At 72.4% G+C, this 26,153-nt stretch carries 27 protein-coding genes; 15 read left to right on the top strand and 12 right to left on the bottom strand.

The annotated features are described in order from the left end of the window. The first annotated feature begins 292 nt into the window (after positions 1-292). The 6 genes from A6A06_RS32275 to A6A06_RS32250 all read left to right on the top strand — a co-directional run bounded on the left by A6A06_RS32275 (position 293) and on the right by A6A06_RS32250 (position 6,149). Positions 293-1,513 carry a PP2C family protein-serine/threonine phosphatase gene (locus A6A06_RS32275; RefSeq protein ID WP_073766240.1) on the top strand — a complete coding sequence of 407 codons (1,221 nt, stop codon included), beginning with the start codon at positions 293-295 and terminating at the stop codon, positions 1,511-1,513. Between the two features lie 87 nt (positions 1,514-1,600). Beyond that, positions 1,601-2,158 (top strand): PadR family transcriptional regulator, encoded by a 558-nt coding sequence (locus tag A6A06_RS32270; RefSeq protein ID WP_073766238.1) that lies wholly within the window; start codon positions 1,601-1,603, stop codon positions 2,156-2,158. A 128-nt stretch (positions 2,159-2,286) separates the two neighbouring features. Continuing rightward, a complete protein-coding gene (locus A6A06_RS32265) occupies positions 2,287-4,020 on the top strand; it encodes an acyl-CoA dehydrogenase family protein (RefSeq protein WP_073766236.1) in 1,734 nt (577 codons plus the stop codon). Between the two features lie 256 nt (positions 4,021-4,276). After that, on the top strand, positions 4,277-4,666 hold the full coding sequence (locus A6A06_RS32260) for a hypothetical protein (RefSeq protein ID WP_073766234.1): 390 nt from the start codon (positions 4,277-4,279) through the stop codon (positions 4,664-4,666). Between the two features lie 184 nt (positions 4,667-4,850). After that, positions 4,851-5,447: a dihydrofolate reductase family protein gene (locus tag A6A06_RS32255; protein WP_073766232.1), complete on the top strand. Its 597-nt coding sequence runs from the start codon at positions 4,851-4,853 to the stop codon at positions 5,445-5,447. A gap of 336 nt (positions 5,448-5,783) precedes the next feature. Continuing rightward, positions 5,784-6,149, top strand: coding sequence for an STAS domain-containing protein (locus tag A6A06_RS32250; RefSeq protein ID WP_073766230.1), 366 nt, complete (start codon positions 5,784-5,786; stop codon positions 6,147-6,149). Positions 6,150-6,169: 20 nt separating this feature from the next. On the opposite strand, the gene A6A06_RS32245 is transcribed toward A6A06_RS32250, so the two are convergent. Next, on the bottom strand, positions 6,170-6,583 hold the full coding sequence (locus tag A6A06_RS32245; RefSeq protein WP_073766228.1) for an STAS domain-containing protein: 414 nt from the start codon (positions 6,581-6,583) through the stop codon (positions 6,170-6,172). Positions 6,584-6,804: 221 nt separating this feature from the next. Beyond that, complete coding sequence (locus tag A6A06_RS32240; RefSeq protein WP_073766226.1) at positions 6,805-7,374, bottom strand: STAS domain-containing protein; 570 nt, start codon at positions 7,372-7,374, stop codon at positions 6,805-6,807. 420 nt (positions 7,375-7,794) lie between these two features. Between A6A06_RS32240 and A6A06_RS32235 the strand changes: the two genes are divergently transcribed. Both A6A06_RS32235 and A6A06_RS32230 read left to right on the top strand, forming a co-directional pair. Beyond that, positions 7,795-8,211, top strand: coding sequence for an ATP-binding protein (locus A6A06_RS32235; protein WP_079194499.1), 417 nt, complete (start codon positions 7,795-7,797; stop codon positions 8,209-8,211). Positions 8,212-8,332: 121 nt separating this feature from the next. Continuing rightward, entirely contained in the window at positions 8,333-8,950 is a 618-nt protein-coding gene (locus A6A06_RS32230; protein ID WP_079194498.1) for a GNAT family N-acetyltransferase, read from the top strand. Between the two features lie 88 nt (positions 8,951-9,038). On the opposite strand, the gene A6A06_RS32225 is transcribed toward A6A06_RS32230, so the two are convergent. From A6A06_RS32225 to A6A06_RS32210, 4 genes are all read right to left on the bottom strand, one after another. Further along, complete coding sequence (locus A6A06_RS32225; RefSeq protein WP_073766224.1) at positions 9,039-10,994, bottom strand: hypothetical protein; 1,956 nt, start codon at positions 10,992-10,994, stop codon at positions 9,039-9,041. A gap of 145 nt (positions 10,995-11,139) precedes the next feature. Beyond that, complete coding sequence (locus A6A06_RS32220; RefSeq protein ID WP_073766222.1) at positions 11,140-11,484, bottom strand: STAS domain-containing protein; 345 nt, start codon at positions 11,482-11,484, stop codon at positions 11,140-11,142. A 40-nt stretch (positions 11,485-11,524) separates the two neighbouring features. Beyond that, on the bottom strand, positions 11,525-12,799 hold the full coding sequence (locus tag A6A06_RS32215) for a PP2C family protein-serine/threonine phosphatase (RefSeq protein WP_073766220.1): 1,275 nt from the start codon (positions 12,797-12,799) through the stop codon (positions 11,525-11,527). Continuing rightward, on the bottom strand, positions 12,796-13,602 hold the full coding sequence (locus A6A06_RS32210; protein WP_073766218.1) for an alpha/beta fold hydrolase: 807 nt from the start codon (positions 13,600-13,602) through the stop codon (positions 12,796-12,798). Before A6A06_RS32210 ends, A6A06_RS32215 begins: the two co-directional genes overlap by 4 nt. Before the next feature lie 193 nt (positions 13,603-13,795). Here A6A06_RS32210 and A6A06_RS32205 point away from each other — a divergent pair, with 193 nt between their 5' ends. Next, positions 13,796-14,854, top strand: coding sequence for an SDR family NAD(P)-dependent oxidoreductase (locus tag A6A06_RS32205; RefSeq protein WP_079194497.1), 1,059 nt, complete (start codon positions 13,796-13,798; stop codon positions 14,852-14,854). A 131-nt stretch (positions 14,855-14,985) separates the two neighbouring features. Here the strand turns inward: A6A06_RS32205 and A6A06_RS32200 are convergent, their stop codons facing one another. Further along, positions 14,986-15,561: a TetR/AcrR family transcriptional regulator gene (locus tag A6A06_RS32200; protein WP_073766216.1), complete on the bottom strand. Its 576-nt coding sequence runs from the start codon at positions 15,559-15,561 to the stop codon at positions 14,986-14,988. 70 nt (positions 15,562-15,631) lie between these two features. Here A6A06_RS32200 and A6A06_RS32195 point away from each other — a divergent pair, with 70 nt between their 5' ends. Genes A6A06_RS32195 through A6A06_RS32185 form a run of 3 tightly spaced genes read left to right on the top strand, consistent with a single transcriptional unit; the run spans position 15,632 to position 17,331 of the window. Beyond that, entirely contained in the window at positions 15,632-16,219 is a 588-nt protein-coding gene (locus A6A06_RS32195; protein ID WP_073766214.1) for a dihydrofolate reductase family protein, read from the top strand. A gap of 6 nt (positions 16,220-16,225) precedes the next feature. Then, entirely contained in the window at positions 16,226-16,696 is a 471-nt protein-coding gene (locus tag A6A06_RS44045; protein ID WP_443333809.1) for a zinc finger domain-containing protein, read from the top strand. Continuing rightward, on the top strand, positions 16,693-17,331 hold the full coding sequence (locus tag A6A06_RS32185; protein ID WP_073766210.1) for a 2OG-Fe(II) oxygenase: 639 nt from the start codon (positions 16,693-16,695) through the stop codon (positions 17,329-17,331). Before A6A06_RS44045 ends, A6A06_RS32185 begins: the two co-directional genes overlap by 4 nt. A gap of 74 nt (positions 17,332-17,405) precedes the next feature. On the opposite strand, the gene A6A06_RS32180 is transcribed toward A6A06_RS32185, so the two are convergent. Continuing rightward, positions 17,406-17,807, bottom strand: coding sequence for an STAS domain-containing protein (locus A6A06_RS32180; RefSeq protein ID WP_073766208.1), 402 nt, complete (start codon positions 17,805-17,807; stop codon positions 17,406-17,408). Between the two features lie 175 nt (positions 17,808-17,982). Between A6A06_RS32180 and A6A06_RS32175 the strand changes: the two genes are divergently transcribed. Further along, on the top strand, positions 17,983-18,621 hold the full coding sequence (locus tag A6A06_RS32175; RefSeq protein ID WP_242441064.1) for a nucleotidyltransferase domain-containing protein: 639 nt from the start codon (positions 17,983-17,985) through the stop codon (positions 18,619-18,621). A 223-nt stretch (positions 18,622-18,844) separates the two neighbouring features. Here A6A06_RS32175 and A6A06_RS42310 read toward each other — a convergent pair whose 3' ends face one another. Next, the gene (locus tag A6A06_RS42310) at positions 18,845-19,021 is read right to left on the bottom strand and encodes a hypothetical protein (RefSeq protein ID WP_199931320.1); all 177 of its coding nucleotides are present in this window, start codon (positions 19,019-19,021) and stop codon (positions 18,845-18,847) included. 404 nt (positions 19,022-19,425) lie between these two features. Next, complete coding sequence (locus A6A06_RS32165) at positions 19,426-20,997, bottom strand: MFS transporter (RefSeq protein WP_079194564.1); 1,572 nt, start codon at positions 20,995-20,997, stop codon at positions 19,426-19,428. 62 nt (positions 20,998-21,059) lie between these two features. Between A6A06_RS32165 and A6A06_RS32160 the strand changes: the two genes are divergently transcribed. After that, positions 21,060-22,148 carry a helix-turn-helix transcriptional regulator gene (locus tag A6A06_RS32160; RefSeq protein WP_073766204.1) on the top strand — a complete coding sequence of 363 codons (1,089 nt, stop codon included), beginning with the start codon at positions 21,060-21,062 and terminating at the stop codon, positions 22,146-22,148. 188 nt (positions 22,149-22,336) lie between these two features. Here the strand turns inward: A6A06_RS32160 and A6A06_RS32150 are convergent, their stop codons facing one another. Further along, positions 22,337-22,678, bottom strand: a complete 342-nt coding sequence (locus tag A6A06_RS32150) for a hypothetical protein (RefSeq protein ID WP_073766202.1) — start codon at positions 22,676-22,678, stop codon at positions 22,337-22,339. 613 nt (positions 22,679-23,291) lie between these two features. Here A6A06_RS32150 and A6A06_RS32145 point away from each other — a divergent pair. Next, the gene (locus tag A6A06_RS32145) at positions 23,292-24,632 is read left to right on the top strand and encodes a cytochrome P450 family protein (RefSeq protein WP_073766200.1); all 1,341 of its coding nucleotides are present in this window, start codon (positions 23,292-23,294) and stop codon (positions 24,630-24,632) included. A gap of 80 nt (positions 24,633-24,712) precedes the next feature. On the opposite strand, the gene A6A06_RS32140 is transcribed toward A6A06_RS32145, so the two are convergent. Beyond that, positions 24,713-26,089, bottom strand: coding sequence for a cytochrome P450 (locus A6A06_RS32140; RefSeq protein WP_073766198.1), 1,377 nt, complete (start codon positions 26,087-26,089; stop codon positions 24,713-24,715). Positions 26,090-26,153: the final 64 nt, after the last annotated feature.

Genomic DNA, 26,153 nt, shown 5'->3' with positions numbered 1-26,153 from the left:
GTGCTTAGCGTTACTGGCTGTTCCGCTGGTCCCCACGGTCGGACCTCCGCACGTTCCCCTGCACGCGCCTCCGTACGTCCGTACGTGCCTCCGTACGTCATGTGCAAGCGGACTGGCCAGCGGGCATATCTCCTGCGCAGGGTGCAGAAGAGGTCAAGGCCGGTCGGTAGTGCCCCTCACCTGATCCGTGTCCGTCGATTCTGTTCGATTGCCGTCGCCTGGGCCGGGCGGTGCGGGTGGTGGCGCGACTGCCCACGGTGACCGTCCGCACCGCGAGGCACGAGGAGGGCGTATGCGCCTGGACCGCGACCGCGGATGGCTGCTGTTCGCGCTGTTCGCAGGCGTTCCCATCGCGGCCGGCGACCTCGCCCTGGGCGCGGCGCACAGCCTGGTCGGACTGCTGCTGATCTGCACGCTGCTGGCCGCCACCCGGCTCGACGGCCCCCGTACCGGATCCGTCGCCCTCTACGTGGTGCTGCTGGCCGCCGGTGTCGCGGTGTGGGAGGGCGATCTCGGCGAACGGGACGTGCTGGTGCGCCTGACCGTGCTCGTGCTGGGTGGCGCGTACGCCACCTGGAGCGCGGCCCAGCGCGTGTCCCGCGAAGGCGAGCTGACCGAGACGTCGTCGGTCGCCCAGCGCGCCATCCTCCAGCCCGCCTCCTTCCGGCTCGGCGGCGTGGCGGTGTGCGCCCGCTACCACTCGGCCTCACCGCAGGCCCTGATCGGCGGAGACCTGTACGCGTTCGCGCACACCGCCGCCGGCCTGCGCCTGCTGATCGGTGACGTGCGCGGCAAGGGCCTGCAAGCCGTGCGCCTGTCGGCCGCCGCGATCACCTTCTTCCGGGACAGCGCCTACACCCACCCCGATCTGCCCGCCGTCCTGGACGCCACCGACCGGCGCCTGGTGCCCCTGCTCGGCCCGGAGGATTTCGTCACCGCCCTGGCCGCCGAGTTCGCCGCGGCCGCCCAGCCCGATGCCACCCGGGTCCGCCTGGCCAACTGCGGCCACCACCCGCCCCTGCTCCTGCCCGCCGGCGCCCCGCCCCGCCTGCTCGCCCCGGCCGAACCGACCACCCCGCTGGGCCTGCGCCCCACACCGCTCGTCCAGGATGTCGCCCTGGGGCCCGGCGACCGCATGCTGTTCTACACCGACGGACTGGCCGAGGCCCGCAGCCCCCAGGGCGTCATGGTCGACCTCGCCGACCTGCGGTCCGCCTGCTCACGGGCGGCGCTCGACGAGGCCGCCGACGCCGTCCAGGAGGCCCTGCTCCGGCACACGGACGGCGCCCTCGCCGACGATGTCGCGTTCATCCTGGTCGAGTCCTGTCCGGCGGTGCCTTCGCAGGATGTCCGGAGCGGGCCGGGCGCGCGGGGGCGCTCCGTCCCGGCGGCCGGCGCGGCGAACGCCTCGTACGACCCCTTCCGCCTCTTTCGCCGGGAGCGGCGTGACCCGCGGCTGCCGGGGCCGGGCGCCCGGACCGGTCCTCCCGGTCCTCGTCCTCCCGGTCCTTGAGGGGCCCGGAACGCCGGACGGGTGACCCGTGTCTCACCTGCCCGGTGCCGCTTGTCTATGCAACTCGTTGCATAGAAGGATCGGGGCATGGCGCTCGAACACGCGATCCTCGTCTCCCTGCTGGAGAAGCCGGGCTCCGGCTATGAGCTGGCCCGGCGGTTCGAGCGGTCCATCGGCTACTTCTGGACCGCCACCCACCAGCAGATCTACCGCGTCCTCAAGCGCATGGAGTCCGACGGCTGGGTCGACGTCCGCGAGGTGCCGCAGCAGGCGCGGCCGGACAAGAAGGAGTACTCCGTCGCCGCCCTCGGCCGGGCCGCCCTCTCCTCCTGGCTGCACGAGCCGATCGAGCCCGAGAGCGTACGGCACGACCTCGCCGTCAAGATCCGCGGCGCGGCCTTCGACGACCCGGCCGCGCTGATCCGCGAGGTCGAACGGCACCACCAGGTGCACACCGACCGGCTCGCGCACTACCTGGCGGGAGAGCGGCGCGACTTCACCGGCCCCGAAGCGCCCGCCGCCCTCGATGCCGGGCAGCAGCTCCAGCACGTCGTACTGCGCGGCGGCATCGCGTACGAGCGCATGACGATCGCCTGGCTGGAGGACGTGCTGGCCACACTCCACGGCCTCGAAACCGCAGGGTGAGGGCCCTCCTCTCCGGCCTTCTCCCGCCCTCCGCGGCGCGCCCGTCGACGTACCCCGCGGACCTCCCACCTCCCCTCACCCCTCACCCGCTACCTCCCACAGCCACCCGAACCCGAAAGGCGGACCTCATGGCCGACCCGCTGCTCTTCAACCCGCGCACCTACGACCCGGCGCACTTCGACCCGGAGACCCGCAGGCTGCTGCGTGCCACCGTCGACTGGTTCGAGGACCGCGGCAAGCGCCGGCTGATCGAGGACTACCGCTCCCGCGCCTGGCTGGCGGACTTCCTCGCGTTCGCGGCCAAGGAGGGGCTGTTCGCCACCTTCCTCACCCCGGCCTCCGCCGCGGGCGAGCAGGACGGCGACCGGCCGGACAAGCGCTGGGACACCGCCCGGATCGCCGCCCTCAACGAGATCTTCGGCTTCTACGGGCTCGACTACTGGTACGCGTGGCAGGTCACCATCCTCGGCTTGGGCCCGGTCTGGCAGAGCGACAACGCCGCCGCCCGCGCCCGCGCGGCGGAACTCCTCGCGGAGGGCGAGGTGTTCGCCTTCGGCCTGTCCGAGAAGACGCACGGCGCCGACATCTACAACACCGACATGCTGCTGGAGCCCGACGGCAACGGCGGTTTCCTCGCCAGCGGCGCCAAGTACTACATCGGCAACGGCAACGCCGCCGGACTCGTCTCCGTCTTCGGCCGCCGCAGCGACATCGAGGGCCCCGAAGGGTACGTCTTCTTCGCGGCCGACAGCCGCCACCCGGCGTACCACCTGGTGAAGAACGTCGTCGACTCCTCGAAGTACGTCAGCGAGTTCCGCCTGGAGAACTACCCGGTCGGACCGGACGACGTCCTGCACACCGGCCGTGCCGCCTTCGACGCCGCGCTCAACACCGTCAACGTCGGCAAGTTCAACCTCTGCACCGCCTCGATCGGCATCTGCGAGCACGCGATGTACGAGGCCGTCACCCACGCCCGCAACCGCATCCTGTACGGCCGCCCCGTCACCGCCTTCCCGCACGTGCGCCGGGAGCTGACCGACGCCTACGTGCGCCTCGTCGGCATGAAGCTGTTCAGCGACCGCGCCGTCGACTACTTCCGTTCCGCCGGGCCCGACGACCGCCGCTACCTGCTCTTCAACCCGATGACGAAGATGAAGGTGACCACCGAGGGCGAGAAGGTCATCGACCTGATGTGGGACGTCATCGCGGCCAAGGGCTTCGAGAAGGACACCTACTTCGCCCAGGCCGCCACCGAGATCCGCGGCCTGCCGAAGCTGGAGGGCACGGTCCACGTCAACCTCGCGCTGATCCTCAAGTTCATGGGCAACCACCTGCTGAACCCGGCCGAGTACGCGCCCGTGCCGACCCGCCTCGACGCGGCCGACGACGCCTTCCTCTTCCGCCAGGGACCGGCCCGCGGCCTGGGATCGGTACGGTTCCACGACTGGCGCGCCGCCTACGACGCGTACGCCGAGGTGTCCAACGTCCGCCGCTTCCGGGAGCAGGCGGACGCCCTGTGCGAGTTCGTCGCCACCGCCGCCCCCGACGAGGAGCAGAGCCGCGACCTCGACCTGCTGCTCGCCGTCGGCCAGCTGTTCGCGCTGGTCGTCCACGGCCAGCTCATCCTTGAGCAGGCACGTCTGACGGACCTCGACACGGACGTCCTCGACGAGCTGTTCGCCGTCCTGGTACGCGACTTCTCCGCGCACGCCGTCGAACTGCACGGCAAGGACTCCGCCACCGAGGCCCAGCAGGGCTGGGCCCTGTCCGCGCTCCGCCGTCCGGTCGTCGACGAGGCCCGCTCCGCGCGCGTCTGGGAGCGTGTCGAGGCCCTCTCCGGGGCGTACGAGATGGCGCCGTAACAGCTGGTGGACGAAGGCGGCCTCACTCCCGCGCCGGCTACCGGACGGGGAGTGGGGCCGCTCTGCCGTGGCCGGGGGATGTGGGCGCGGGATGCGGGCGCGATGGGCGGAACACCGGGAATAACCAGGAACTGGTCCCTCCAGTGCGACTTTTGAACAAATGGCTCTTGCGTCTCACATATCATGCTCCGGCACGCCATTCTCATGGGCAATCGGGCCGGCCGCACGGGGGGCCCACCGAGCAAGGGGGAAGTCCATGAGCACACTGAAGAGGCGCGCGAGAGTCGCCGTGGCCATCGCCGCACCGCTCCTGCTGTCAGGAGCCACGCTCACCGTCGCGGCGCCGGCCGCCAGCGCCGCGCCTACCAGCGCGGACGCGTGTACCCACCCCGGCTGGTCGAACAAGTCCTCCGGCAAGGGCACCGCGAAGGGCAGCTCCGTCGCGCTTCGCACCGGCCCGAACAAGGGGTGCCCGGCAGTCGCCACGGTCGGAACCGACCGCGTGCTGTTCTACCACTGCTGGGTGAAGAACTCCGCGGGCAACCGGTGGACGCACGTACGGATCGACGGCCTTGAGGTCACCGGCTGGGTCTACAACAAGAACCTTGACGACGGCGGTTCCGATAAGCCGGACAACAAGTGCTGAGCGGACAACAAGTGCTGACTGAACAACAAGCGCTGAGCGGACAACATGTGCCGAGCGGACAATAAAAGCTGACCTGACGCGTCGGCTGCACGACCTCAGGAGCGGGCCCACCGCCATCACGGGCCCGCTCCTGCGGGCTGAGCGGGGCCCCGGACGTCCGGACCGAGCACGAGGAGCGGATTCCATGCGCATCGCGATCAACGAGTTCATGAGCCTGGACGGTGTCGTGCAGGCGCCCGGCGGTCCCGCGGAGGACACCGACGGCGGGTTCGCGCACGGTGGCTGGTCGCAGGCCTTCTTCGATCCGGAGGTCGTGGGCGGTGCCTTCGACCAGGCACTGGGCGCGGCCGACGCCCTGCTGTTCGGGCGGCGCACGTGGCAGACGATGGCAGCGGCCTGGCCCGGCAGAGGCGGTGAGCCGTTCGCCGACCGGATGAACTCCATCAAGAAGTACGTCGTCTCCGGGACGCTGAAGGACGACGGGCTGACCTGGGGCAACAGCATCCGCATCCCGGGCGGCGAAGCGGTCGCCCGGATCCGGGAGCTGCGCGCCGCGGAGGGGGGTGACCTGCTGGTGATGGGGAGCCCGACGCTCGCGAGGACGCTTCTGGCCGAGGGCCTGGCCGACGAGCTGCGGCTGATGATCATGCCCGTACTGCTCGGCGGCGGGAAGTCGGTCTTCCCCGCCGACGGCGGGAAGCGCCCGCTCGAACTGGTCTCCACGGTCACCAGCGGTACGGGCGTGAACGTGTGTACCTACCGGGTGGCCGCCGCGGGGTGAGCCCGGCCGCGCGCTCGAAGGAGGCGGGCTGGGGCGGGCTGGGGCGGGCCGGGGCGGGCCGGCGCGCGTCGGCCACGGTGTCCGGGCCGCCTCCCGTATCGCCTCTCGAACCGGTGCGCGGATTATTGGATGATCGGCTCAGAGTTTCTGATCGAATTACGGCCTCGGGCAAGCGGCGGCGATCTCTGGGCGATCAGTAAAAGTCTTTCGTGAAGGTTTCATTGATTCATGAACCTTCTGCTTCGCCGGCGCGTGTGGTGTCCGTAAGCTGCCAGCAGCCCGCCGCAGACCCGGTCGTGCGGGCCGCGCCGCGCAGTCCCCGAGGAGTTGGCCGCCATGAATACCCGGTGTCCCGAGCTGAGGGAGGGCTGCCGGGTGGTCTGCCCGGTGGGCGAGATCGATCTGGCGACGGCCCCGGCGTTCCGCGACCAGCTCAGAGGGAACGATGCTGCACTTCCGGGCTGCGTGGTCGTCGACCTCCGGGGCGTGACCTTCATCGACAGCAGCGGGCTGCAGGAACTGCGCACCGCCCAGGCGCGCTGCGAGGCGGTCGGCGGCTGGGTGCGCCTGGTCTACGACCACGAGGCCATCCACCTGCTGATCCGGCTGAGCGGGTACGCGGAGGACTTCCCGCGCTACACCGGCGTCGAGGACGCCTGGCGCGGCCACCCCGTGGACTCCGGCGAATTGCTGAGCCGGTGAAGGTGCGCCCGGCGCCCGGGTCAGGCGCCGGGGCCGGCGCTCACCGGGTGCGGGGGCGGCCAGGTGGGGCGGTGGGCCACGGGCAGGCTGGCCAGCGCCCGGGTCACGGTCGGAAAGACGGCCAGCACCTCCTTGCTGCCGGTGTGCTCCAGCATCCACAGCACACGGCGGCCCACACAGGCCAGCAGGAGGCGGCCGCGGCGACGGCTGAGCAGCCAGTGCAGCCCGAGCAGGCAGTTCAGGCCCCGGGAGTTGCAGTAGACCAGCGCGGAGCAGTCCAGGACCACATAGCGGTAACCGGCGTCGACGTGGCCGCCCATCGTCGTACGGAAGAACTGCTCCCCGGCGTGGTCGAGAGCTCCGCTGACGCGTACCACCGCGCAGGCGTCGCAGTCGGCGATCATGTTGACCCGCAACCCGTCAGCGTGCGGCATGTCGCACCTCCGAGTGCGTTCGCACCCACCACCCATGAGCCGGGCCGACCACGCTATCCGTACGCGGGCACGGGGGCCAGGCATGCCCGGTCCGGAGGCGGCGACTTGCGCCACCTCGGGGAGGAGGGCCTGCTGCCGGGCGCGGTCCGCCCACCGGCCGGGAGCGCGCCCACCGGCCGGGAGCGCGCCCACCGGCCGGGAGCGCGCCCGCCGAGGAGGCGTCAGCTGCCGTGCGGCCGCGTGGCTCCGTACCCGGCCTTCCGGCGGCGTGCCACGAGGCGGCGGGAACCTTTTCCCGCCGAGCGGCCGCTTCCCGCTGTCCCCGGCAGGCGGCCCGAGTCGGCCCCGGCGGCGGGCAGCAGCACGAACGGCCGTGACAGTGGCACGAGTTGCAACAGGCGGTACACGCAGCGGGGCGGCTGGCGCAGATAGGTTTCACCGCCGTGTGCGGCGGCACGGGCCCGTACCTCGCACAGCCACTGCAGCCCGCTGCAGTCGAAGAAGGTGACCCGGCTCAGATCCAGCACCACCGCGCGTACGGACGGCGCGGACACCTGGGACAGGGCGGGGCCCAGACGCCGGGCGAGCTCCAGGTCCAGGTCGCCGCACACCGACAGCACCAGCGTCTCCCCGTCCCGCCGCGCACGCCAGCACGGGCCGTCGTCCGTGGGATACGAGCTGGACGGCCGCCTGCGCGGCCCGCCGTCGTGCCGCCACCAGCGGGCGCCGGAACGGACGAGGCGGCGGGTGGCGCCGCGGCCACGGAAGCAGCGTGAGCAGAGACCGGACACGGGCGTCTCCTCCGTTGGTGGACGGCGCCCGGCCCGAAGGGAGGTGGCCGGGCAGTCGAGGCCGGACGCGGTGGGCGGTCCGATGCTGTCCAGGGCGTCCCTCGGCCCCGTCCGCCGGCCTCATCCGGTGTGATGCCCCCGATTCCGCACGGACAAGCACGCCGTGCGGGGAAGTCCCACCGGAGGCACGCGGCTCCCGGACACCTGGACGGCCGCCCCGTCACGGTACGAGGCCGGTCACCGGCCGCTCTCCGGCGCTCGTGTAGGCCATCTCACACCGCTGTACGACCCGCGCCACGACCGGACCGTGCGTGGCCCTCACCCGTACGGGGCATGGGTGGTACAGACCAACCGCGCGATCCGGCCACCGAGGCGTAACCCGAGGGGGCCGGCTGGCCCTTGGGGGGAGTGAGCCGAACGTTGCGTACCCGTCGTCGTGCCCGCGTCCGGACGACGCGGGCGGAATACCTCTTACCCCACGCCCACGAAACCGTCTTCTGGGCCCGTCGGCTGACCGCCGCCTTCCTGACCCGGGACGGTACCGCCGGGTCCTGCGCCGCCGACCCGGGGGATGCCTCCCTGGTCGTCACCGAACTGGTCGCCAACGTCACCCGCCACACCCGCAGCAGCTGCCGGCTGAGCCTGTGCGCCCAGGACGGCACCCTGACGGTCGAGGTGAGCGACGACAGCCCGGACCGCCCCCGGCTCCGCCCGGCCGGTGAGGGCCAGGAGAGCGGGCGCGGGCTGCTGATCGTCCACGCCCTCGCGCACACCCTCGACGTCCTCGACGGCCCGGCGGGCGGCAAGACGATCCGGGCCACTCTGAGCGGTGGCTGAAGGCGACGGCCGGGCACCCGCCCCGGCCGCGTCCTGCTCACGGGCCGGACGGCTCCTTCGCCGGGCCGGGCCTCCGCGAACGGACCACCCGCCGACGGACGAAGATCACCACGGGTACAGAATGACCGATGTGCCGATAACGAACGCCCCGAAGAGGGCACGGGCCGACGACGCCCGACCGGTCAGCCGTACCCTGGCCCGCGCCTTCGACGACGACCCGATGATGCGCTGGTTCTTCCCCGACGACTCCTCCCGCCAGGCAGGGCTCGGCCGCTACTTCTCCACGCTCTTCACCCGGCAGTACGCCCGCCACGGCGTGTGCGAGAGCACCGGCGCGGCGGCAGCCTTCTGGGTACCGCCGGAGGGACAGGAGAAGGCCGTTCCCGACGCGGAGACCGTCCAGGAACTCCAGGACATCCTCGGCGAACGGGCCGCGCTGTTCCGCGACGCCGTCGAGGCGGCGGCCGAGCACGCGCCGCGGGAACCCCACTGGTACCTCGCGGTGATCGGCGCCGACCCGGCCGCCCAGGGCCAGGGGCACGGGGCCGCCCTGCTGCGCTCGGGCCTCGCCCGCGCCGACGCGGCGGGCTTGCCCGTCTACCTGGAGTCCTCCAAGCCGTCCAACCTCCCCGTGTACGGACACTTCGGCTTCACCGTGCTCGGAGAACAGCAACTCCCGGGCGGCGGACCGGTGCTGTGGGCCATGCGGCGCGATCCCCGCACCCCGGGCAGCGTCTGAGGGGCCGTCCGTCCGCAGGTCGCCACGGCTGCCGCCCCGGACCCCGTGTCCCGCCCCGGACCCCGCGTCCCCGCCAGGCGACCGGCCGTCAGTCGTCCGTCGAGCGGCCGACCTCGGCCAGCCGTCCGCCGCCCGCCAGGCGCGCGTCCACCTGGGCCCGCACGTTCGCGGGAGTCCGTACCGCGAGGAACCGCCCCTTCTTCGAGGCCCGCACCGCCCCCGACGCCTCGATCCCGGTGACCGCCCGGCTGCCCGCGGCCAGGAGATAGGCGTGCCCGGACTTCGCCCGCCACCCGGCGCTCGCGACGACGTGCTGACCGAAGCGGCTGCATGCCGCGGTCGACCGCTCGCGGGCCACCGCCCGCGCCGCCGCGCCGGGCGCAGCGAACCGCACACCGGCCTCACCCGGGCCGCGCCAGGTGTCGGCCCGTACACAGGACCACACGGCCCGGCCGCCGTCCTCGGGCAGCGCCTGCTCGGCGAAATCCCACACGTTGACCTCGCGTACGCCGACGGGCAGTTCCGCGAGGTGGCAGGCCGTGCGGGCCCAACTCACCAGCGCCGCCGTACCGGTGGCTTCGCGAGGCTGCCGCGCCGGGACGCCGCGGCCGGGCAGGGGCGTGTAGGTGAGGTGGGCGGGCACGAGGCCGCCGAGATCGGCGACGACGAAGGCGTGCTTCTCGACGATGCGGGCCGAGGAGCGCAGTTGCAGCGCGGGCCAGGAATCACAGGCACCCTGCGCGGCGGGACCGCTCAGGGGCTCGGTGACGCCATCCGCCGAGACCCGCACCGGCCGCGCGGGTACGCCGGGACGCAGCAGGTCACGCACCTGGGCACCGGCGATCCACGGAGCGGTCAGGTAACGGGCCGCGCCATGCGCCCGGCTGACGACGAGCGCGGCCGCCGTCGTCACGTCGCTGCCGTCCGTACGGGCGAAGCCGAGGGCGGCGTGGCCACCGGGGGAGAGGGGCTCGCTGTAGCGGACGGTACGCAGACCGTCGTGGAGGAGGACCACGGCATCGCCGTCCACCTCTCCCGCGTACAGCAACTGCGTGCCGTGCGGGGGAGGGCCGGTGAAGGTGCCGGGTGTACGGCTGACGCGTGTGCCGCGCGGCGGCTTCGCCCAGGTGGCGAGGGCGCGGGCGAGCAGACCCCGGTCTTCGGTCCGGCCGCCGCGGGGCGGCCAGGCGGTGAAGTCGACCCGCGCGGTGTCGGCCCATTCCGAGAGGGGAGCCCGCACCAGGTTCGCGGCGGTGACCGGCCCGGCGACGGCGGCCGGGCGCGGGGGCCGCGGGCCCGTCGTCGAACCGGTGGCGGTCAGCACCACGGCACCGACCGCCACCACGGCGGTCACGGCCCAGGCGAGGCGGAACCGCTGCCGACGCCGCAGCAGGTCCGTGGGGCGGGCCTGCACCGAGCACGCGGTGAACTCCGCCGACCGCAAGAGGGTCTGCGCGGCGGAGACGGCCGGTGCGTCGAGCTGCCGGGCGACCCGCAGGGCCCGGTCCGGGTGGCCGACGCCCGCGGCGCCGAGCAGCGCCCGCACCTGGGCGTCGGGGAGCTGGTCCGCGCGGGAGAGCACGAAGGCCGCGCGGACGTCGGCGGACAGTCCGGAGAGCGCCTGCCCCAGCGCGATCTCCTCCCGCCCGCCCGCGCGCGGGAACAGCCGCAGTCCCCATACCACCGGCAGCATGGGCCGCAGCGCCCGCGGCGGCGGCAGACTCGCCGGCCACATGCGCGGGCGCCGCTCGTACGCCAGCGCGGCGCGCAGCACACGCTCCCGTACCCACGCCGCCCCTTGCCGCTCCGGCCCCGGCCGCTGGGCCGGTACCCGGAGGGTGGCCTTCCGCAGCCGGAAGCCGGGCAGCGCGCACTGCACCAGGCCGTGGGCGGTCAGTACTCTGCGGTGCCTGCCGAGCGAGAGCGGGAGCGTGAGGTAGGCGAGACGGACCAGACCGGTGTAGTGCTCGACGAGGCCGGCCTCCGCCTCGTCGAGCGTCATCCGTTCACGGCCGCCCGGAGAACGGCGCTGCGACGTGACCATGGAACGGGGCGCCTCCTAAAGGCTGACGACTGCCGGGTACTTACCTCCATCAAACGAGTGAACGCCGATGCGGTCACCGCGCGCTCGCACACCCGTCACAGGCCCGGTGCGGCGAGGCGTCGGCCGGGAAGGCGGAGGGCAGCCGTCAGATACCGGGGGCGGTCGCGGCCTCGCTGTCGGGGTGGCAGGTGAAGACCTGGTCGAGACCGACGTAGTGCAGGACCCGCAGCGTGTTGGGGGGTACGGCGGCCAGGGCGACCTCCGCCCGGGCGCCGAGCGCGCGGTTGCGGGCCGCCAGCAGGGCGGTGATGCCGCTGGAATCGCAGAACTCCATCGCCCCCAGGTCGAGGACCAGGCGCTGGCCCGGCTCCAGGGCGAGGTCGGCGACGACGGCGCGCAGCCCGTCGGCATGGTCGTAGTCGAGGTCACCGACGATCTCCAGTACGGGACCGGTCGCGGCGTCTCGGGGGGTTATCTTCAGCGACGTCATCTCGGAGGTGGGGTCGGAGGAACAGGGGCGAGGCGGGGGCTCAGGGCCGGGGGTCGGCCGGGACCCCGAGGGCGAGCAGGGCGGTGTCGTCGTCCAGGCCGTCACCGAAACTGTCCAGCAGTCCGGTCAGCTCCTGGATCACGGTCTGCGGCGGCGATCCGGTGTGGCCGGTGGCGAACGTACGCAGCGCGTCGTCCCCGTACAGGGCCCGGTCGGGGCCGGTGCGGGCCTCGGTGATGCCGTCGGTGTAGAGCAGCAGACTGTCGCCCGGCGTGAGCGTGGTGGTGGCGGTGGTGAAGCGCGCGTCGGGCAGGATGCCGACGAGCAGTCCGCCCGGGGTGGGCAGGAAGTCGCACGTGCCGTCCGCGCGCAGGATCAGCGCCGGAGGGTGGCCGCCGGACGCGAGCCGCACGGTCACCGCTCCGCTGTCCCCGTCGGGCTCCAGAACGCCGCATATGGCGGTGCAGTACCGCGGATCGCCGCCGCTGTACTGCTCGTGCAGAACTGTGTTCAAGGTGGCCAGGGTGGCCACCGGATCGGGGTCGTGCAGGGCGGCGGCGCGCAGGGTGTAGCGGGTCAGCGACGTCAGGGCGGCGGCCCGTGGCCCCTTGCCGCTCACGTCCCCGAGGAAGAACGCCCAGCGTTTGCCGTCCAGGGGGAACAGGTCGTAGAAGTCGCCGCCGAGCCGGTCGGGAGAGGCGGTGTGGTAGTACGAGGCCACTTCGAGGCCGGGTATGACGGGCAGCACGGCGGGCAGCAGGCTCTGCTGGAGGACGGCGAGCGCCTCCTGCAGCCGGGCCCGGTCGGCCTCCGCCCGTTTGCGGGCCGCCTCCGCCTCCTGCCGGCGCCGCAGCAGCTCCTCCTCGTACGCACGGCGGTCCCGCGCGTCGAAGAGGGTGGTACGGATCAGCAGCGGCTCGCCCTCGCTGCCGTACTTGACGGTCGAGGAGACCAGCACCGGTATCCGTGTGCCGTCGGCACGCCTGACCTCCAGCGCGATGCCGTTGATCTCGCCCTGCATCCGCAGCAGCGGCGCGAAGTGCGTCTCGTGGTACAGCTTCCCGCCCACGGTGAGCAGGTCGGTGAACCGCCGCTGCCCCACCACCGCCGCACGGGCCAGGCCCAGCCAGTCCAGCAGCGTCGCGTTGATCTTCGCGATGGTGCCGTCCATCAGCGTCGAGACGTATCCGCAAGGGGCAGAGTCGTAGAGCTCTTCGGCGCTGTCCTCCAGCAGGGCCGCGAACGCGACGTCCGTGGTGCTCGCGCCGCGGGTCCCGTACGGGTCGGGTTCCTCCTGTCCGGTGGGGCGGCTCATGACCGCAGCCCCGCCAGGAAGCCGGTGATCGCCTCGTTGGTGGGCCCGGGGGCGGACAGGTGCGGGCAGTGGCCGGTGGCGTCCAGGGTGACCAGCGTCGAGCCGGGCACCTGCGCGTGCACGTACGCGCCGACCTCGCGCGGGGCGATCACGTCCTGGGCGCACTCCAGCACCAGCGTCGGCACCCCGACCGTCTTCAGGTCGTCGCGGGAGTCGGACAGGAAGGTGGTACGGGCGAAGACCCGGGCCATGTCGGGGTCGGTGGCGCAGAAGCTGTTGGTCAGCTCCTCGCCCAGCTCGGGCCGGTCCGGATTACCCATGATCGCCGGTGCCATGGCGGCCGACCAGCCCAGATAGTTGGAGTCCAGCGAGGTCAGCAGCTCGTCGATGTCCTCGGCCGTGAAGCCGCCGCGGTAGCCCTCGTCGTCGGTGTACCGCGGGGACGGGGCGATCATCACCAGGGCACCGATGCGCTCCGGGGCCCGCCGGGCGGCGAGTACGCCGGTCATGGCGCTGACCGAGTGCCCGACGAAGACGGCGTCGCGCAGATCGAGGGCCTCGGCCACCTCCACCACGTCCTGGGCGTAGCCGGCGAGGGAGGCGTAACGGTCCTCCCGGAACGCCGACAGGTCGGAGCGGCCGCAGCCGACGTAGTCGAACAGCACCACCCGGTAGACATCGGCCAGGGCGGGCACCGTCAGGCGCCACATGTTCTGGTCACAGCCGAAGCCGTGTGCCAGCACCACCGCCGGTCCCTCCGGATTACCGGTGACGGTGACGTTGTTCCTGCGCAGGATGTCCATACGGCCCATCCTCGCACTCCGCCGCGACCGGCCCGGAGAGCAGACGCCGACGGGGTGCCGGAGGCGTGTAGGGGCCGTGTCGGCGGGGTGTCGGCAGTCGCTGCGATCTTGGTGTACGGGAATGGCCCGGCGCCGAGCGGCAGGCCGGGCACCCGCCGCCGCCACGGCTTCCCCACGCGACCGAGGAGTCACCATGCCTTCCGAAGACCAGCGACCGACAGACCAGCGACCGGCCCGCCACCGGCCCCGGCACGAGTCCCGGCGCTCGTCCCCGACCCGGCACCAGCCCACGTCCCCCACCCGGCACCGGCCGTCGTCCGGCCCGTGGGACGTGCACCGGCTGCCGTCCGCCGAAGGCAGGTCCTTCCTGGTCACCGGCGGTAACGCGGGCATCGGCTACTTCGTCGCGGAACAGCTCGCCGGAACCGGGGCCACCGTCGTCCTCGGCAGCCGCGACCACACGAAGGCGGAGGCCGCCGCGGCCTGCATCCGCTCCCGCGTCCCTGACGCCCGCGTACGCCACATCCGGCTGGACCTGGCCGACCTGCCGTCCCTCGGAGCAGCGGTGGACACCCTCGCACTCGGCCACCTCGACGCGGTGGTCCACAACGCCGGGGTGGCGCTCGACGACCCGCCCCGCCGCGTGACCAAGGACGGCCACGAGCTGATGTTCGGGACCAACCACCTCGGCCACTTCGCCCTGACCCGGTGGCTCGCGCCGCTGCTCGCGGCCGCACCGGCCGCACGCGTCGTGACCGTCGGCAGCTTCGCGGCGAAGTCGGAGTGGCTGGACCTCGACGATCTGCAGTCCGCCGGGGACGACTACCGGCCGAAGCGGACCTACGGCCGGTCGAAGCTGGCACAGATGTACTTCGGCCTCACCCTCGACCGCCGCCTGCGCGCCCTCGGCAGCCCCGTCCGCAGCCTGGTGGCGCACCCCGGCGGCGCACTCGACTCCCTCACGCCCGCGCGCCCGCCGGTGCACGTACGGACCTCCGGCGAGCGGCTGCGCGCCCTGCCCGCCGGTCTCCTCGTCCAGGGCAAGGACGCCGGCGCGTGGCCCGTGGTGCGGGCGGTGCTCGACCCGGGGGCGACGGGCGGCGAACTGTGGGGCCCGCGGGTCTTCGGGCTGCGCGGGGAACCCCGTACCGAGCCGGTCTGGGACCACCTGAAGGACACCGGTGTCGCGGCACGGCTGTGGGACGCGAGCTGCGAGCTGGTCGGAATGGAGCCGGGACTCGGCTTCGAGTGAGTGGCGGCGGGGGTGGTCACGGCGGCAGCTGCCGAGTGGCGGCGCGGGCGGCCGGCTGCGGCTTCCCCGTACGCAGGACCTGGTTGACCCGCGCACCCCGCAGAGCGAGCAGGACCGTTTCGCGGGACGGGTTACGGCGTCACGATGCGTTCGACCGCGGCCTCGACGAGTTGTTCGCGCTCGGCCTCCGAGAACACCCCGGGCAGGGTGAGCTGTTCGACGATGAGCCAGTTGAACGCGAGATACAGCAGCCGGACCGCGGTCGCGTCGCCGGGCAGGCCGGACTCCTCGTGGTGGGCCACATTGGCGTCGACGTCGGCGCGGACACGCTCGGTCAGCACCGCGCGCAGCTCGGGGCGCCGGGTGGCTTCGAGGCGCAGTTCGAGCAGTGCCAGATAGCCGGTGCGGAAAGCGCTGATCCGGCCGACCAGCTCGTGCATCAGGATCGCGTAGGTCGTCCGGTCCGGTGTGTTCGCCCGCTGTCGTGCGATCGTCGCCTGGTCGGGCTGGAGCCGTTCGTAGACCCGAGCGCCCGCTTGGGTGAGCAGGTCATCGCGGCTGGCGAAGTAGTTGGAGGCCGTGCCGGCGGGCACGGCGGCCTCAGTGTCCACAGCCCGGAAGGTCAGGCCTCGCGCTCCCTCCTTGGCCAGCACCTCGATCGCCGCATCAACGAGGGCGGCCCTTCGCTCGTCGTTCCGGCGCACCATTGACACCACTCCATTCGTAGTACTACTTTCACACCACTTCAAGCAGAGTACTACGGTCGGAGTTATCCAGATGCGGAAGCTCGTGTACTACGTCGCTGTCACCATCGACGGCTACATCGCCGGCCCCGGCGGAGAGTTCGACTTCTACCCTCAAGGCGACGAGCAGCAGTCCGCCGCGTATGCCGAGTGGGCCAATGCCCGCTACCCCGAGACGGTGCCCACCTCGATGCGCGCCGCCCACGGCCTGTCGGACACCCCCAACCGGCGCTTCGACACCGTCCTGATGGGACTCGGCACCTATCGCCCCGGCCTGCGGGCAGGCTTCACCAGCCCCTACGCCCACCTGCGTCAGTACGTCGTGTCGAGCACGCTCGCACCCGACACCGACCCGGCGGTCACCGTGGTCGGCGAAGACCCGCTCGCCCTGGTCCGCGACCTCAAGCGGGAGGAGGGCCGGGACATCTGGCTCTGCGGGGGCGGACGTCTCGCCGGCGCACTGCTGCCGGAGATCGACGAGCTGATCATCAAGAGCTATCCCGTGGTCGCGGGAGCCGGGATCCCGGTGTTCGACGGGGAGTTCGACCCCACTCTCTTCAAGGTGGCCGATCGCACCTCGTTCGCCAACGACGTCACGATCACGTGGTTCGCTCGGCGTTGACGCGTCGTGACGGGCCCTCACACCACACTCACGTCCGAAGCGGACGGCGTCGGGCGCCACCCTTGCCCGCGCTGTAACGCCCCGCCAGGTTCACCCGGCCGCTCGCGCTCCGGTGCGGTTGCCGGGACGTACCACACCGGCAGAGCCGACCGCGCTCGCCGACCACCTCACCGCCCACGGCCTGGTCCTGCACATGCTTGCCGGGCCCCTCCAGGGGAGGTACGACCCCAGCGCTCCGGGACGCCTGCTGTTCGGGTTCCTCGCATGGAAGAAGCGCTTTCTGATGCGGCTGTGATCACTGCTCTGGCCGCGGCGAAGCACATCGAGAGCGCGATCAGCGAGTTGGCCCATGGCCACGGCTTGCGCCAGTGCCGCCGCATCGGAGATCACCTGCCGTCGGCGCCCGTGCGGAGGTCAGGTATGGATCCTGAAATAGCGGATGCCCGGTGGGATGGTGAGGGTAGGAGTGAACTGTGAGGACGACACTCAAGCGAACCCCCGATGTACGGCACTTCCACGAGCCCTTCACCTGGCACCTCGCCGCCGACCTGCTGACCGCGGAACAGTTGAATGACCTGGAACGCGAACGGCCGGCCATGGACACCGGCCGGCGTGCGGTGGTCGAGGGGGTCCGCCGCGAAAAGCACTACAGGATGAACGTGCTGACGCTGGTGGACCAGAACATCCGCACCGCGGCCACCGACAGCCTTTCGCCCCGCTGGAAGGCGCTTCTCGACGACCTGGAAAGCGACGGGTTCCTCGACTGGATGAGCCGGGCCACCGGCATCTGCCTGCACGGCCTGCCGACCGAAATCGGCGTCTACACCTACACCAAGGGCGACTACGTCTCGCCGCACAGGGACAAGCCGACCAAAGCCCTGACGGCCATCCTCTACCTCAACGAGCGGTGGCCCGTCGACGGCGGAGGCCACTTCGAGGTCCGCGGCTCGGCCAGGTCCACGGACAAGCCGGTGGAGTCCGTACCGCCCCTCGGCGGGCAGCTCCTGGCGTTCCCGCCGGGTGACACGTCGTGGCACGCGGTGTCCAAGGTCGACACCGACGAGGTCACCCGGCTCACCGTGCTCCTGGAGTTCTGGCTGCGGGAGAGCTGAGTATCCGAGACGCGAGGACACCGGCCGTCCTCCGGCTGAGCATCGATCCGCGGCCCGGTCTCCTCCGCCGCCGCTCAACCCCCCTCCGCGGTCTCGGGTAAGGCACTGCCGCTGCCCGGAGCCAGTTCGGTGACCGTCCACGGTTGTCCGGACGGGGGCAGAAAGGCCACCGCGGCCTCGACGTCGCCGTGGGCGGGCAGCAGCCAGGCGGTGCCGGTGCGGGCGGTCAGCTGGCGCGCCGTGGCACTGGCGCCGATCAGCACCACACCGCCCCCGGTCGAGCGCAGCAGCATCGACAGGCGGGCCAGCGTGCCCAGTGCCTCGACATCCAGTTCGTCGGCGGCGGTCACGTCCACCAGGACCGTCGGGGTCGTCGCCCCGTACCGGACGGTCCTGGTCAGGTGTGCCACGGCCGTCGGGGCGTGTCCGGTGAGGGCGAGCAGATGGTAGTGGGATCCCGCGGCTGGCGAGGTCATGGCCGGCCACCTTTCGTCGGAACGGTTCGGGAGGTAGGTCGCGCGAATTCCCGGGTTCTCCGGCAACGCCCGCTTTACGCCCCCGCCGACGTAGGCAAAAGTTAGTTCCCATTGTGGCGCCGCGAGACGGCCGACCGCACCGGCGGCCGGGGGAGCGCGCGCCACGATGGCGAAGATGACGACGAAGGAGATGATGACGAACACGGCAAGCGCCGGGGATTTCCTCGGCGGATGGGACCCCGCCCCACTGACCGAAGTCGCCGCCCGGTTCTCGCGGGTGGATTCCGCATGGTGGGTGGCCGGCGGCTTCGCGATCGAACTCGCGGTGGGCCGGCACATCCGGAGTCACGACGACATCGACGTGCTGCTCCTGCGGCGCGATCAGCTCGTGGTCCAGGAGGCGCTGGCCGGCTGGCAATGGTGGGCGGCCGATCCGCCGGGCAGCCTGCGCCCGTGGGCGCCGGGTGAGGTCCTGTCGGCAGGCGTGGACGACATCTGGTGCCGGCCCGGCCCCGACGCGCCCTGGCGCATCCAGGTCATGCTCGACGAGTCCCGGGGCCGGGAATGGGTGTCGCGCCGGAACCCCCGCGTACGCAGACCGATCGGCGCCCTGGGCGACACCTCCGCCGACGGAATTCCCTTCCTGACGCCGGAGGTACAGCTCTTCTACAAGGCGGGTGCACCGCGTCCCAAGGACGAAGCGGACTTCGGTGCGGCGCTGCCGGTGCTCACACAGCGGCAGCGGCGGTGGCTCGCCGACGCGATCACGGATACGTACGGACCTCATCCATGGACCGGGCGTCTGCGGTCCTGACCCGCGTGCCACGCCCGACCGTCCGGGCGGTGGTCCGGAGCGTCGGGCTGGAGGGCCCGCAGCACATGAACGGTCTGCTGCCCGGCTTCCCCGGCATACTGCCCGGCGGTTTCGGCCTCACTGCCGAGCTGTGGCGTGGCGTGGCGACTTCCCGATAAGGGGAATGCGCTTCCCCGAGGACGCCTGCGTGCGCGGTGTACTCCGGGAGGACCGGAGCCGGGAATCACAGCGTCGGCGGCTCCAGGGCGTATGTGGTGCCGCAGGCGCCGCAGGCGAAACGGCCGTTGAGGCCGTCGTTCGCGCTCTGGCACTCCGGGCATGTGGCGGAGGTGAAGTACACCGGCAGCGGATCGCCCGCCCGTGCACTTTCCTCCGTCGGGACACGATGCTTTTCTGTCATCCGGATGCTCCGCAGTTGCATGACCATCTGCCGTCGGGCCCTTGGATGACCTGGGCGCCGCATCGGCTGTCACACATGATGCCCTCCCCCTGGCCCCCGAAGTCCATGACTCTCCCAAGGACAGAGTGCGCCTATAAAAACATCACAAAACCCCCTAGGAACGGTTACGCCGAAGCCATGGACGCGCGGGGACGGCGCACGATGCGCGCACCGGAGCACGGGTGCTCACCAGGGGGCGCAGGAATCATCGACGGCGCACCCCGCCCCTGGTCCGGAGTCCCAGAAGCCGTCATACGGCCGGGCTCCGGACGCTCCCTCCACCCGGAACCCCCGGAACCCGGCCATCACCGCTCAACTCGCGCAGCGGAACTCCCGCCGCGGCGCGGCACTTCGCCCGCGGCGCTTCACTTCTCCGGCACCGTCGTCGTCGCCCGGTCACCTCCCAGGGCCTCCGTGTGCTTCGGGAGCAGCAGCATCAGCGCTGCCGCCGCGACGTAGAACGCGATCTGCCAGGGCAGGACGGAGGAGAACGCGTCCGCGTACGCCGTGAGCGGGGGAGCCCCCGCCGAGGAGGACGCGTCCAGTGCGGCGAAGAACCCCACCCCCAGGACGGCCACCCCGATCGCGTTGCCGACCTGGCCGACGGTGGTGAGCACGCCGCCGGCGGCCCCGGCGTCCCGCGCGGGGACTCCGGCGAGGACGACGTTGACCAGCGACGGCGAGGTCAGGCCCAGCCCGAGCCCGCCGATGAACAGCGGCAACGCCAGGTGCCAGTAAGCGGGTTCGGTCCCGCCCCGTACGGCGAACAGCAGGAGGAGCTGCGAGGCGGCGAGGACGAGCGAACCGGTGACGAGCAGCAGGCGGCCGACGCGCGCGGCCAGTTGTACGCCGATTCCGGACGTGAGGGTCGAGCCGACCGCGTACGGGAGGATGACCGCCCCGGCTTCCAGGGCCGAGCGTCCGGTGCCGTACTGGAGGTAGAGCGACAGCAGAAGGAAGAACGAGCCGATGGCGCCGAAGAACAGCGCGGATGCGGCCAGGCCGCTGCTGAAGGCCCGTACGCGCAGCAGCCCGGGATCGAGGACGGGCTGATCGCCGCGCGCGACCAGGCGGCGTTCCCTCCTGAGGAAGAGCGCCGTGACCGGTACGGACAGGGCCAGGAGGACGAAGCCCCACCAAGGCCAGCCCCACTCGTGCCCCTGGACCAGGGGGAGGAGGACGCACACCGCGGCCGCCGCGGCGAGCGCCGCGCCGGGCAGGTCCAGCCGGGTCCGCCCGGCCGCGTTCGATTCGGGCAGGAACCGCACGCCGAGCACGAATCCGACGGCCGCGACCGGAACGTTCACCCAGAAGATCGTCCGCCAGCCCAGGCCGAACGCGTCCGCGTCGACGAGCAGGCCGCCGAGCAGCGGGCCCGCGACGGAGGCGAGGCCGAGCACCGCACCGTACGCGCCGAACGCCTTCGCCCGTGCGGCCGGCGCGAAGGACGACCGGATGATGCCGAACACCTGCGGGACCATCAGGCCGCCCGCCAGCCCCTGGGCGACGCGGGTGGCGACGAGTGCCGCCGGATCCGGCGCGAGCGCGCAGGCCGCCGAGGCGACCGCGAACGCCGCCAGACCGATCAGGAAGACGCGCCGCCGTCCGAACTGGTCGCCGACGCGTCCACCGGTGATCAGCCCGGCGCCGAGCGCGAGGGTGTATCCGGCGACCGTCCATTGCAGGGTGGCCTCACCGGCCCCGAGCCCGTCGGCAATCGCCGGGGCGGCGACCGTGACGATCGTCGCGTCGAGGAGTTCCATGAACGAGGCGACCAGCACCACGACGAGGGCGACCACCGCCGGTGCGCCCTTCTGCTGCGGGCTGCGCGCGGTCTGCTGCCGACTGCGTGCCGGATGCGGGGTACGTGAAGACGTCGGCGGATCGGCCGGGGCGGCGGCCGCCGTGCCGTCGCCCACTTCGGAAGGAATGGTCATGAAGACGAGCGTCACAGGAGTACCGGCCACATGATGGCCGCTGTTCCTGACACGGTTGAGCCATGGCAGAGACCTCCGCGCGCCTTCTCCTCCTGCTCTCCCTGTTCCAGTCGAGACGGCAATGGCCGGGGACGGTACTGGCGGAGCGCCTGGAGGTGAGTCCGCGCACCGTGCGCCGGGACATCGGCCGGTTACGGGAACTGGGCTACCCCGTAAGCGTCACGAAGGGGCCCGGCAGCGCGTACCGCCTAGACGCCGGAGCGAAGATCCCGCCCCTGCTGTTCGACGACGAGCAGGCCATCGCGGTCGCCGTGGCGCTGCAGACCGCCCCCTCCACCGTGGCCGGTCTCGGGGAAGCGGCCGCACGCGCACTGACCACCGTCCGCCAGGTCATGCCGCAGCGGCTGCAACAACGGGTCGACGCGGTACGGGTGACGTCGATCGACAACGTCTGGGACCTCGCGGCGCCGCCGGTCGACTCCCAGCTGCTGCTCGCCGTGGGCAGCGCCGTCCGCCACCGCGAGGTGCTGCGATGCGACTACGCGAGCAGCCACGGGCCCGGTCAGGCCGACGGCTCCGGACCCGGCCGTGCCATAAACGGTCCCGGGCCCGGCGGTACGGCGGCGGACCCGGAGCTGTCGCTACGTGTGGAGCCGCACCACCTCGTCATGTGGTCGGGCCGCTGGTACCTGGTCGCGTGGGACCTGGCGCGCTGCGGCTGGCGCACCTTCCGGGTCGACCGGATCACGCGGCACACGTCCACCGGGCACCGCTTCATACCGAAGGAGCTGCCCGGCGAGGACGTCACGGCCTTCGTCGTCGGCCAGTTCGACCGCGGTGACACCCCTGGCCAGTGGGCCTGTCACGGTGAGGTGATCCTGGACGCTCCCGCCGCGGTCGTCGCCCGCTGGGCGCCCGGCGGCGCCGTGGTGGCGGAAGTCCCCCCGAACCGCTGCCGGCTCGCCCTCGGCGCGTGGTCGTGGCCGGGGCTGGCAGCCCTGATCGGCACGTTCGGCTGCGATATCGAGGTGATCGGCCCACCGGAACTCACCGCGGCGTGCGAGGAACTGGCCCACCGGTACGCCGCGGCGGCGGGTCTGCCGAACGGCCCCGCACCACCGACCACGGCCGCGCCCCTCCCGTGCATCTGACCGAAGAGGGCCGCGACCGTCTCGACGCGGCCCGCGGCGCCGTCTACGCCATCGAACGGCGAATGATCGACGCCATTCCGCACCAGCGCCTGACCGCAGATGCCGGACCGGGTGGTGCCGGGCCGGCTGGGGCGGGTCGCGTCCGGGACGGTGCGCCTCCGGTGCGGCTCTCCGTATCCGTCCGTGGGTCAGCCCGCGGTGTTGGTCTGCCAGATCGGGCGGCCGTTGGAGTTGTAGATGACGACGTTGCCGTCGTCCTGCACGGAGAACGTGGCGCCGTGGTTCCCGGCGGTGTCGGAGTGCCAGATGCGCCGGCCGGCGGAGTCGTAGACGACGAGGTCGCCGTCCATCTCGAAGGCGGCCGTTTCGCCGTTCGGGTAGACGTTCTCGGCCTGCCAGGCCGCTTTGCCGCTGCGGTAGACGACGAAGTTGCCGTCCTCCTGGAGGCGCAGAAGGGTGTTGCCGTCACCGGATGTCCAGGCCTGGTTCCGGCGGATCAGCGTCCTGGGTTGGAAGTCCGCGTTCGCCATGTCGTCCCCTCGGTCCGTGCCGCGGGGCCGCTCCCCGGGCCGTCAGTCAACGTAGCCCTGCGGGGTGCGGGCGCCGCAGGGGCAATCGCGCCGACTGAATCGCTCGGCGCGCGGGCCGGAGATGCGGCCACCCGCCGGTTCCGGGCGCGTTCCGCCGCCTTCTTGCGCGGGAAGGGTCCCGGTGTGAGGAGAGGGGCCGCTGCGCCGGAGGAGGAGGCCCGCTGCGTCGGAGGCGGGGGCCCGCTGTGCCGGTTGCGGCGCTGGGGAGCGGGACGGACTGGCGGAATTCCGTCCGCACCGGAGCGCCCCCGGGTCCCCGGGAGCACGTACGAGCGTCGGGCTCCGGCCAGTCGACTCCCGTCCCTGTGGGCCGGATCTGGCGTGTCCGGTGTGTCCGGCGCGCTTTGGGAGGGCCGACTGAATGCGCCGCGTCGATGCCGTACCGAGGACACGGCAGCGCGGGCCCGGCTTCGCCCGGCCCGCGGGGCCGTCCGGCGGCTCCTGGCGCGGTGGATTTGTACAGGGGATTGTGTGGGCAGATGGTGGTGTGGGGCTCGTGATCCGGGTTCCGCCACCTGTGCCCGTAATGATTCAAATGTATGGAGTTGTCGTGATGCTGACGCACTGTCCGCTGTTCCCGTTGGTCCCACAAGCCGAACCGGCGGAGGAGGCGAGACGGCTGCACACGGAGGGCGGCCTGATACCGGTGAGACTGCCGGGTGACGTGGCGGCCTGGGCGGCTGTGGACCACACCACCGCCCAGCTGGTCCTCGGTCACCCGGAACTGACCAAGGACGCCGCGTACTGGCCGGACCTGGTCTCCGGCCGCGTCCCCGACCACTGGGAACTGATCGCCGTCATCCGCGGCGCCGGCATGCTGCACGCGGGCGGCGACGATCACCGGCGGCTGCGGAAGCTGGCGAGCAGCGCGTTCACCCGGGCGCCGATCGCGGCGCTGGAAGGCCGTATCACCGAGATCGCCGGGCAACTGCTCGACGACCTGGCGGCGGCGGGACCGGGGCCGGTCGACCTGCGCGAGCGGTTCGCCCACCGGCTGCCGGTACGGGTCATATGCGAGGTACTGGGCGTGCCGGACACCGCGGTGGCCGGGCTGCGCGCCGCCTTCGAGCGCCTGGTCACCCCGCAGGAGGACGGCGCGGACGACATCCGCCTCGCGCAGGCGGAGATCCACCGGTCCCTGACCGCGCTGATCGCCGCGAAACGGGCGGAGCCGGGCGACGACCTGACCAGCGCCCTGATCCAGGCGCGGGACGACGGCGACCAGCTCAGCGAGGAGGAACTGGTCGAAACGCTGTTCCTGATCCTCATCGCCGGGCACGAGACCACGGTCAACCTCATCACCAACGCCGTCCACGCGCTGCTGCACCACCCCGGCATGCTGGCGGCCGTCCGCGACGCGGCCCTCGAAGGCGGTGGCGCGGGCACCTGCCCCCACGCCCAGGGAACGCCTCCCGACGCGTACGCCGGGGACGGCAGCACCGGGGACGCGACCACCGGGGACCCGGCGGACGCCGATATCTGGACGGCCCTCGTCGACGAGACGCTGCGGTTCTCCTCGCCGGTGCGGCACGCCCTGATGCGCTACGCCGTCAAAGACGTCGACATTGCCGGTGTACGGGTGGCCCGCGGCGAACCCGTCCTCGCCGGCCTGTACGCGGCGGGCCGGGACCCGGGCCGCCACACGGACCCCGACACCTTCGACCTGACCCGCCCCACGCGCCGTGACCACCTGGCGTTCGGTCACGGCGCGCACTACTGCCTGGGGGCGCGTCTGGCGCGCCTGGAGGCCGGGATCGCGCTGAAGGCCCTCTTCACCCGCTACCCCGGCCTGGAAGCTGCCGCCGAACCGGAGCGGCTGGCGTCCATCTCCGTACAGGGCGTCGCCGCTCTGCCCGTCTACCTGAACGCCGCGGCGGACCGGCAGAGCGGCTGACGGAGCGCCCGGGGGCCGCGGACACGACCGGTCGGGGGCGTGACGCGGCCCCCGGTCCCCAGCCCGCCTTGGTCACCCGGCTAGCGCGGCAGCACCCGCTTGCGCCACGACGCACGGGACGGCTCCGCGGCAGCCGTGATCGGGGACTCGGTGAGGGGCTGCGGCTGGGCCCCCGCGGGAGCCTCCTGCCGGGACCGCTGCGGGGTGAAGTGCACGGGCAACGTGTTCAGGCGGCTGGACACCAGCGAGGTGGTGACCGACAACTCGCTCTCCGGAACCGACAGTTGAATGTCGGGCAGCCGCGCCAGCAGCGTGTCGATGGCCGTGTCGGCGATGGCCCGCCCGATGTCCATGCCGGGGCACTCGTGCGGGCCCTTGCCGAAGGCCAGGTGCGAACGGTTGCCGTGCACGGGCGTGGACAGGTCCGGCCGTACGACGGGGTCGCGGTTGCCGGCGGACAGGCCGAGCATCACCATGTCGCCGCCGTTGATCTGCCGGCCGCCGAGCACCGTGTCGCCGGTGGCCCAGCGGTTCGGGATGAGCGCGAGCGGCGGCTGGTCCCACATCACCTGGTCCAGCGCGTCCGGCAGGGTCATCTGGCCGCCCGCCAGGTGTCCGCGGAAGCGGCGGTCGGTGAGCACCATCCGCAGGGTGTTCGCCACCAGGTTGGCGGTGTTCTCGTTCGCGGCGACCAGGGCGTGGCGCAGATGCTGCAGCACCTCGTCCTCGCTCAGACCGGCCTCGTGGCGGAGCAGCCAGCTGGCGAGGTCGTCGCCGGGCGAGGCCTTCTTGCGCTGGATCAGCTCCTGCATGGTCTCGACGACGGTCTGGTTGCTCTTCAGGGCGGTCTCGGTGGGCCGGACCAGGTCGCGTACCGCCTCGCCGAGCGCCAGCGCGTCCTGCTCGGCGATGCCGAACTGCCGGCTCAGCACCAGGATCGGCAGCTTCTCCGCGAAGTCGGTCACCAGGTCGGCCTGGCCGGCCGCGGCGAACGCGTGCAGCAGGCGGTCGGTGTAGCGCACCACGTAGCGGCGGTTGCCGTGCCGGTTGATGCGCGCCAGGCTGTCGGTGATCGCGCTGCGCAGCCGCGCGTGCGCGTCGCCGTCGGCGAAGGCGATCACCGGCTGGTACGCGGTGATGGGCAGCAGCGGCGAGTCGGGCGCGAGGCGGACGTTCCAGCGGCGGGAGTCCGCGGAGAACAGCAGCGGGTTGCGCAGGACTTCCAGGTTCTCCTGGTGTCCCAGGACGAGCCACGCCCGTATGTCGCCGGGCAGCAGTACGGGCGCCACCGTCCCGTGCTCCTGGCGGAGCCTCTCGTACAGATCGTGCGGTGCGCGTTCCGCCTCGGGCCCGTACAGCCGCCGCAGTCCGCCGGTTCCCAGCGCGTGAGCGGGGCACTGCGCGGGCGGGGACGGCAGGGACGGGGTGCTGGGGGAGCCGGGAAAGGGGCTGGTCACAGGTCCTCCGAGAAGCAACGGCGGGGCAACGCGCAGCATATCGCCGGGACGCGGCGCCCCCGAA

It is taken from the genome of Streptomyces sp. CB02923 (genome assembly GCF_001905005.1).
In the GTDB taxonomy this organism is placed as follows: domain Bacteria; phylum Actinomycetota; class Actinomycetes; order Streptomycetales; family Streptomycetaceae; genus Streptomyces.
This window is presented reverse-complemented; position numbering and strand designations above follow the sequence as displayed.

Excerpts from the sequence above, each read along its gene's own strand:
- A6A06_RS32275 (WP_073766240.1), top strand. The coding sequence starts at position 293 with ATGCGCCTGGACCGCGACCGCGGATGGCTGCTGTTCGCGCTGTTCGCA.
- A6A06_RS32270 (WP_073766238.1), top strand. The coding sequence starts at position 1,601 with ATGGCGCTCGAACACGCGATCCTCGTCTCCCTGCTGGAGAAGCCGGGC.
- A6A06_RS32265 (WP_073766236.1), top strand. The coding sequence starts at position 2,287 with ATGGCCGACCCGCTGCTCTTCAACCCGCGCACCTACGACCCGGCGCAC.
- A6A06_RS32260 (WP_073766234.1), top strand. The coding sequence starts at position 4,277 with ATGAGCACACTGAAGAGGCGCGCGAGAGTCGCCGTGGCCATCGCCGCA.
- A6A06_RS32255 (WP_073766232.1), top strand. The coding sequence starts at position 4,851 with ATGCGCATCGCGATCAACGAGTTCATGAGCCTGGACGGTGTCGTGCAG.
- A6A06_RS32250 (WP_073766230.1), top strand. The coding sequence starts at position 5,784 with ATGAATACCCGGTGTCCCGAGCTGAGGGAGGGCTGCCGGGTGGTCTGC.
- A6A06_RS32245 (WP_073766228.1), bottom strand. The coding sequence starts at position 6,583 with ATGCCGCACGCTGACGGGTTGCGGGTCAACATGATCGCCGACTGCGAC.
- A6A06_RS32230 (WP_079194498.1), top strand. The coding sequence starts at position 8,333 with ATGACCGATGTGCCGATAACGAACGCCCCGAAGAGGGCACGGGCCGAC.
- A6A06_RS32225 (WP_073766224.1), bottom strand. The coding sequence starts at position 10,994 with ATGGTCACGTCGCAGCGCCGTTCTCCGGGCGGCCGTGAACGGATGACG.
- A6A06_RS32220 (WP_073766222.1), bottom strand. The coding sequence starts at position 11,484 with ATGACGTCGCTGAAGATAACCCCCCGAGACGCCGCGACCGGTCCCGTA.
- A6A06_RS32215 (WP_073766220.1), bottom strand. The coding sequence starts at position 12,799 with ATGAGCCGCCCCACCGGACAGGAGGAACCCGACCCGTACGGGACCCGC.
- A6A06_RS32210 (WP_073766218.1), bottom strand. The coding sequence starts at position 13,602 with ATGGACATCCTGCGCAGGAACAACGTCACCGTCACCGGTAATCCGGAG.
- A6A06_RS32205 (WP_079194497.1), top strand. The coding sequence starts at position 13,796 with ATGCCTTCCGAAGACCAGCGACCGACAGACCAGCGACCGGCCCGCCAC.
- A6A06_RS32200 (WP_073766216.1), bottom strand. The coding sequence starts at position 15,561 with ATGGTGCGCCGGAACGACGAGCGAAGGGCCGCCCTCGTTGATGCGGCG.
- A6A06_RS32195 (WP_073766214.1), top strand. The coding sequence starts at position 15,632 with ATGCGGAAGCTCGTGTACTACGTCGCTGTCACCATCGACGGCTACATC.
- A6A06_RS32180 (WP_073766208.1), bottom strand. The coding sequence starts at position 17,807 with ATGACCTCGCCAGCCGCGGGATCCCACTACCATCTGCTCGCCCTCACC.
- A6A06_RS32175 (WP_242441064.1), top strand. The coding sequence starts at position 17,983 with ATGACGACGAAGGAGATGATGACGAACACGGCAAGCGCCGGGGATTTC.
- A6A06_RS42310 (WP_199931320.1), bottom strand. The coding sequence starts at position 19,021 with ATGACAGAAAAGCATCGTGTCCCGACGGAGGAAAGTGCACGGGCGGGC.
- A6A06_RS32165 (WP_079194564.1), bottom strand. The coding sequence starts at position 20,997 with ATGACCATTCCTTCCGAAGTGGGCGACGGCACGGCGGCCGCCGCCCCG.
- A6A06_RS32160 (WP_073766204.1), top strand. The coding sequence starts at position 21,060 with ATGGCAGAGACCTCCGCGCGCCTTCTCCTCCTGCTCTCCCTGTTCCAG.
- A6A06_RS32150 (WP_073766202.1), bottom strand. The coding sequence starts at position 22,678 with ATGGCGAACGCGGACTTCCAACCCAGGACGCTGATCCGCCGGAACCAG.
- A6A06_RS32145 (WP_073766200.1), top strand. The coding sequence starts at position 23,292 with ATGCTGACGCACTGTCCGCTGTTCCCGTTGGTCCCACAAGCCGAACCG.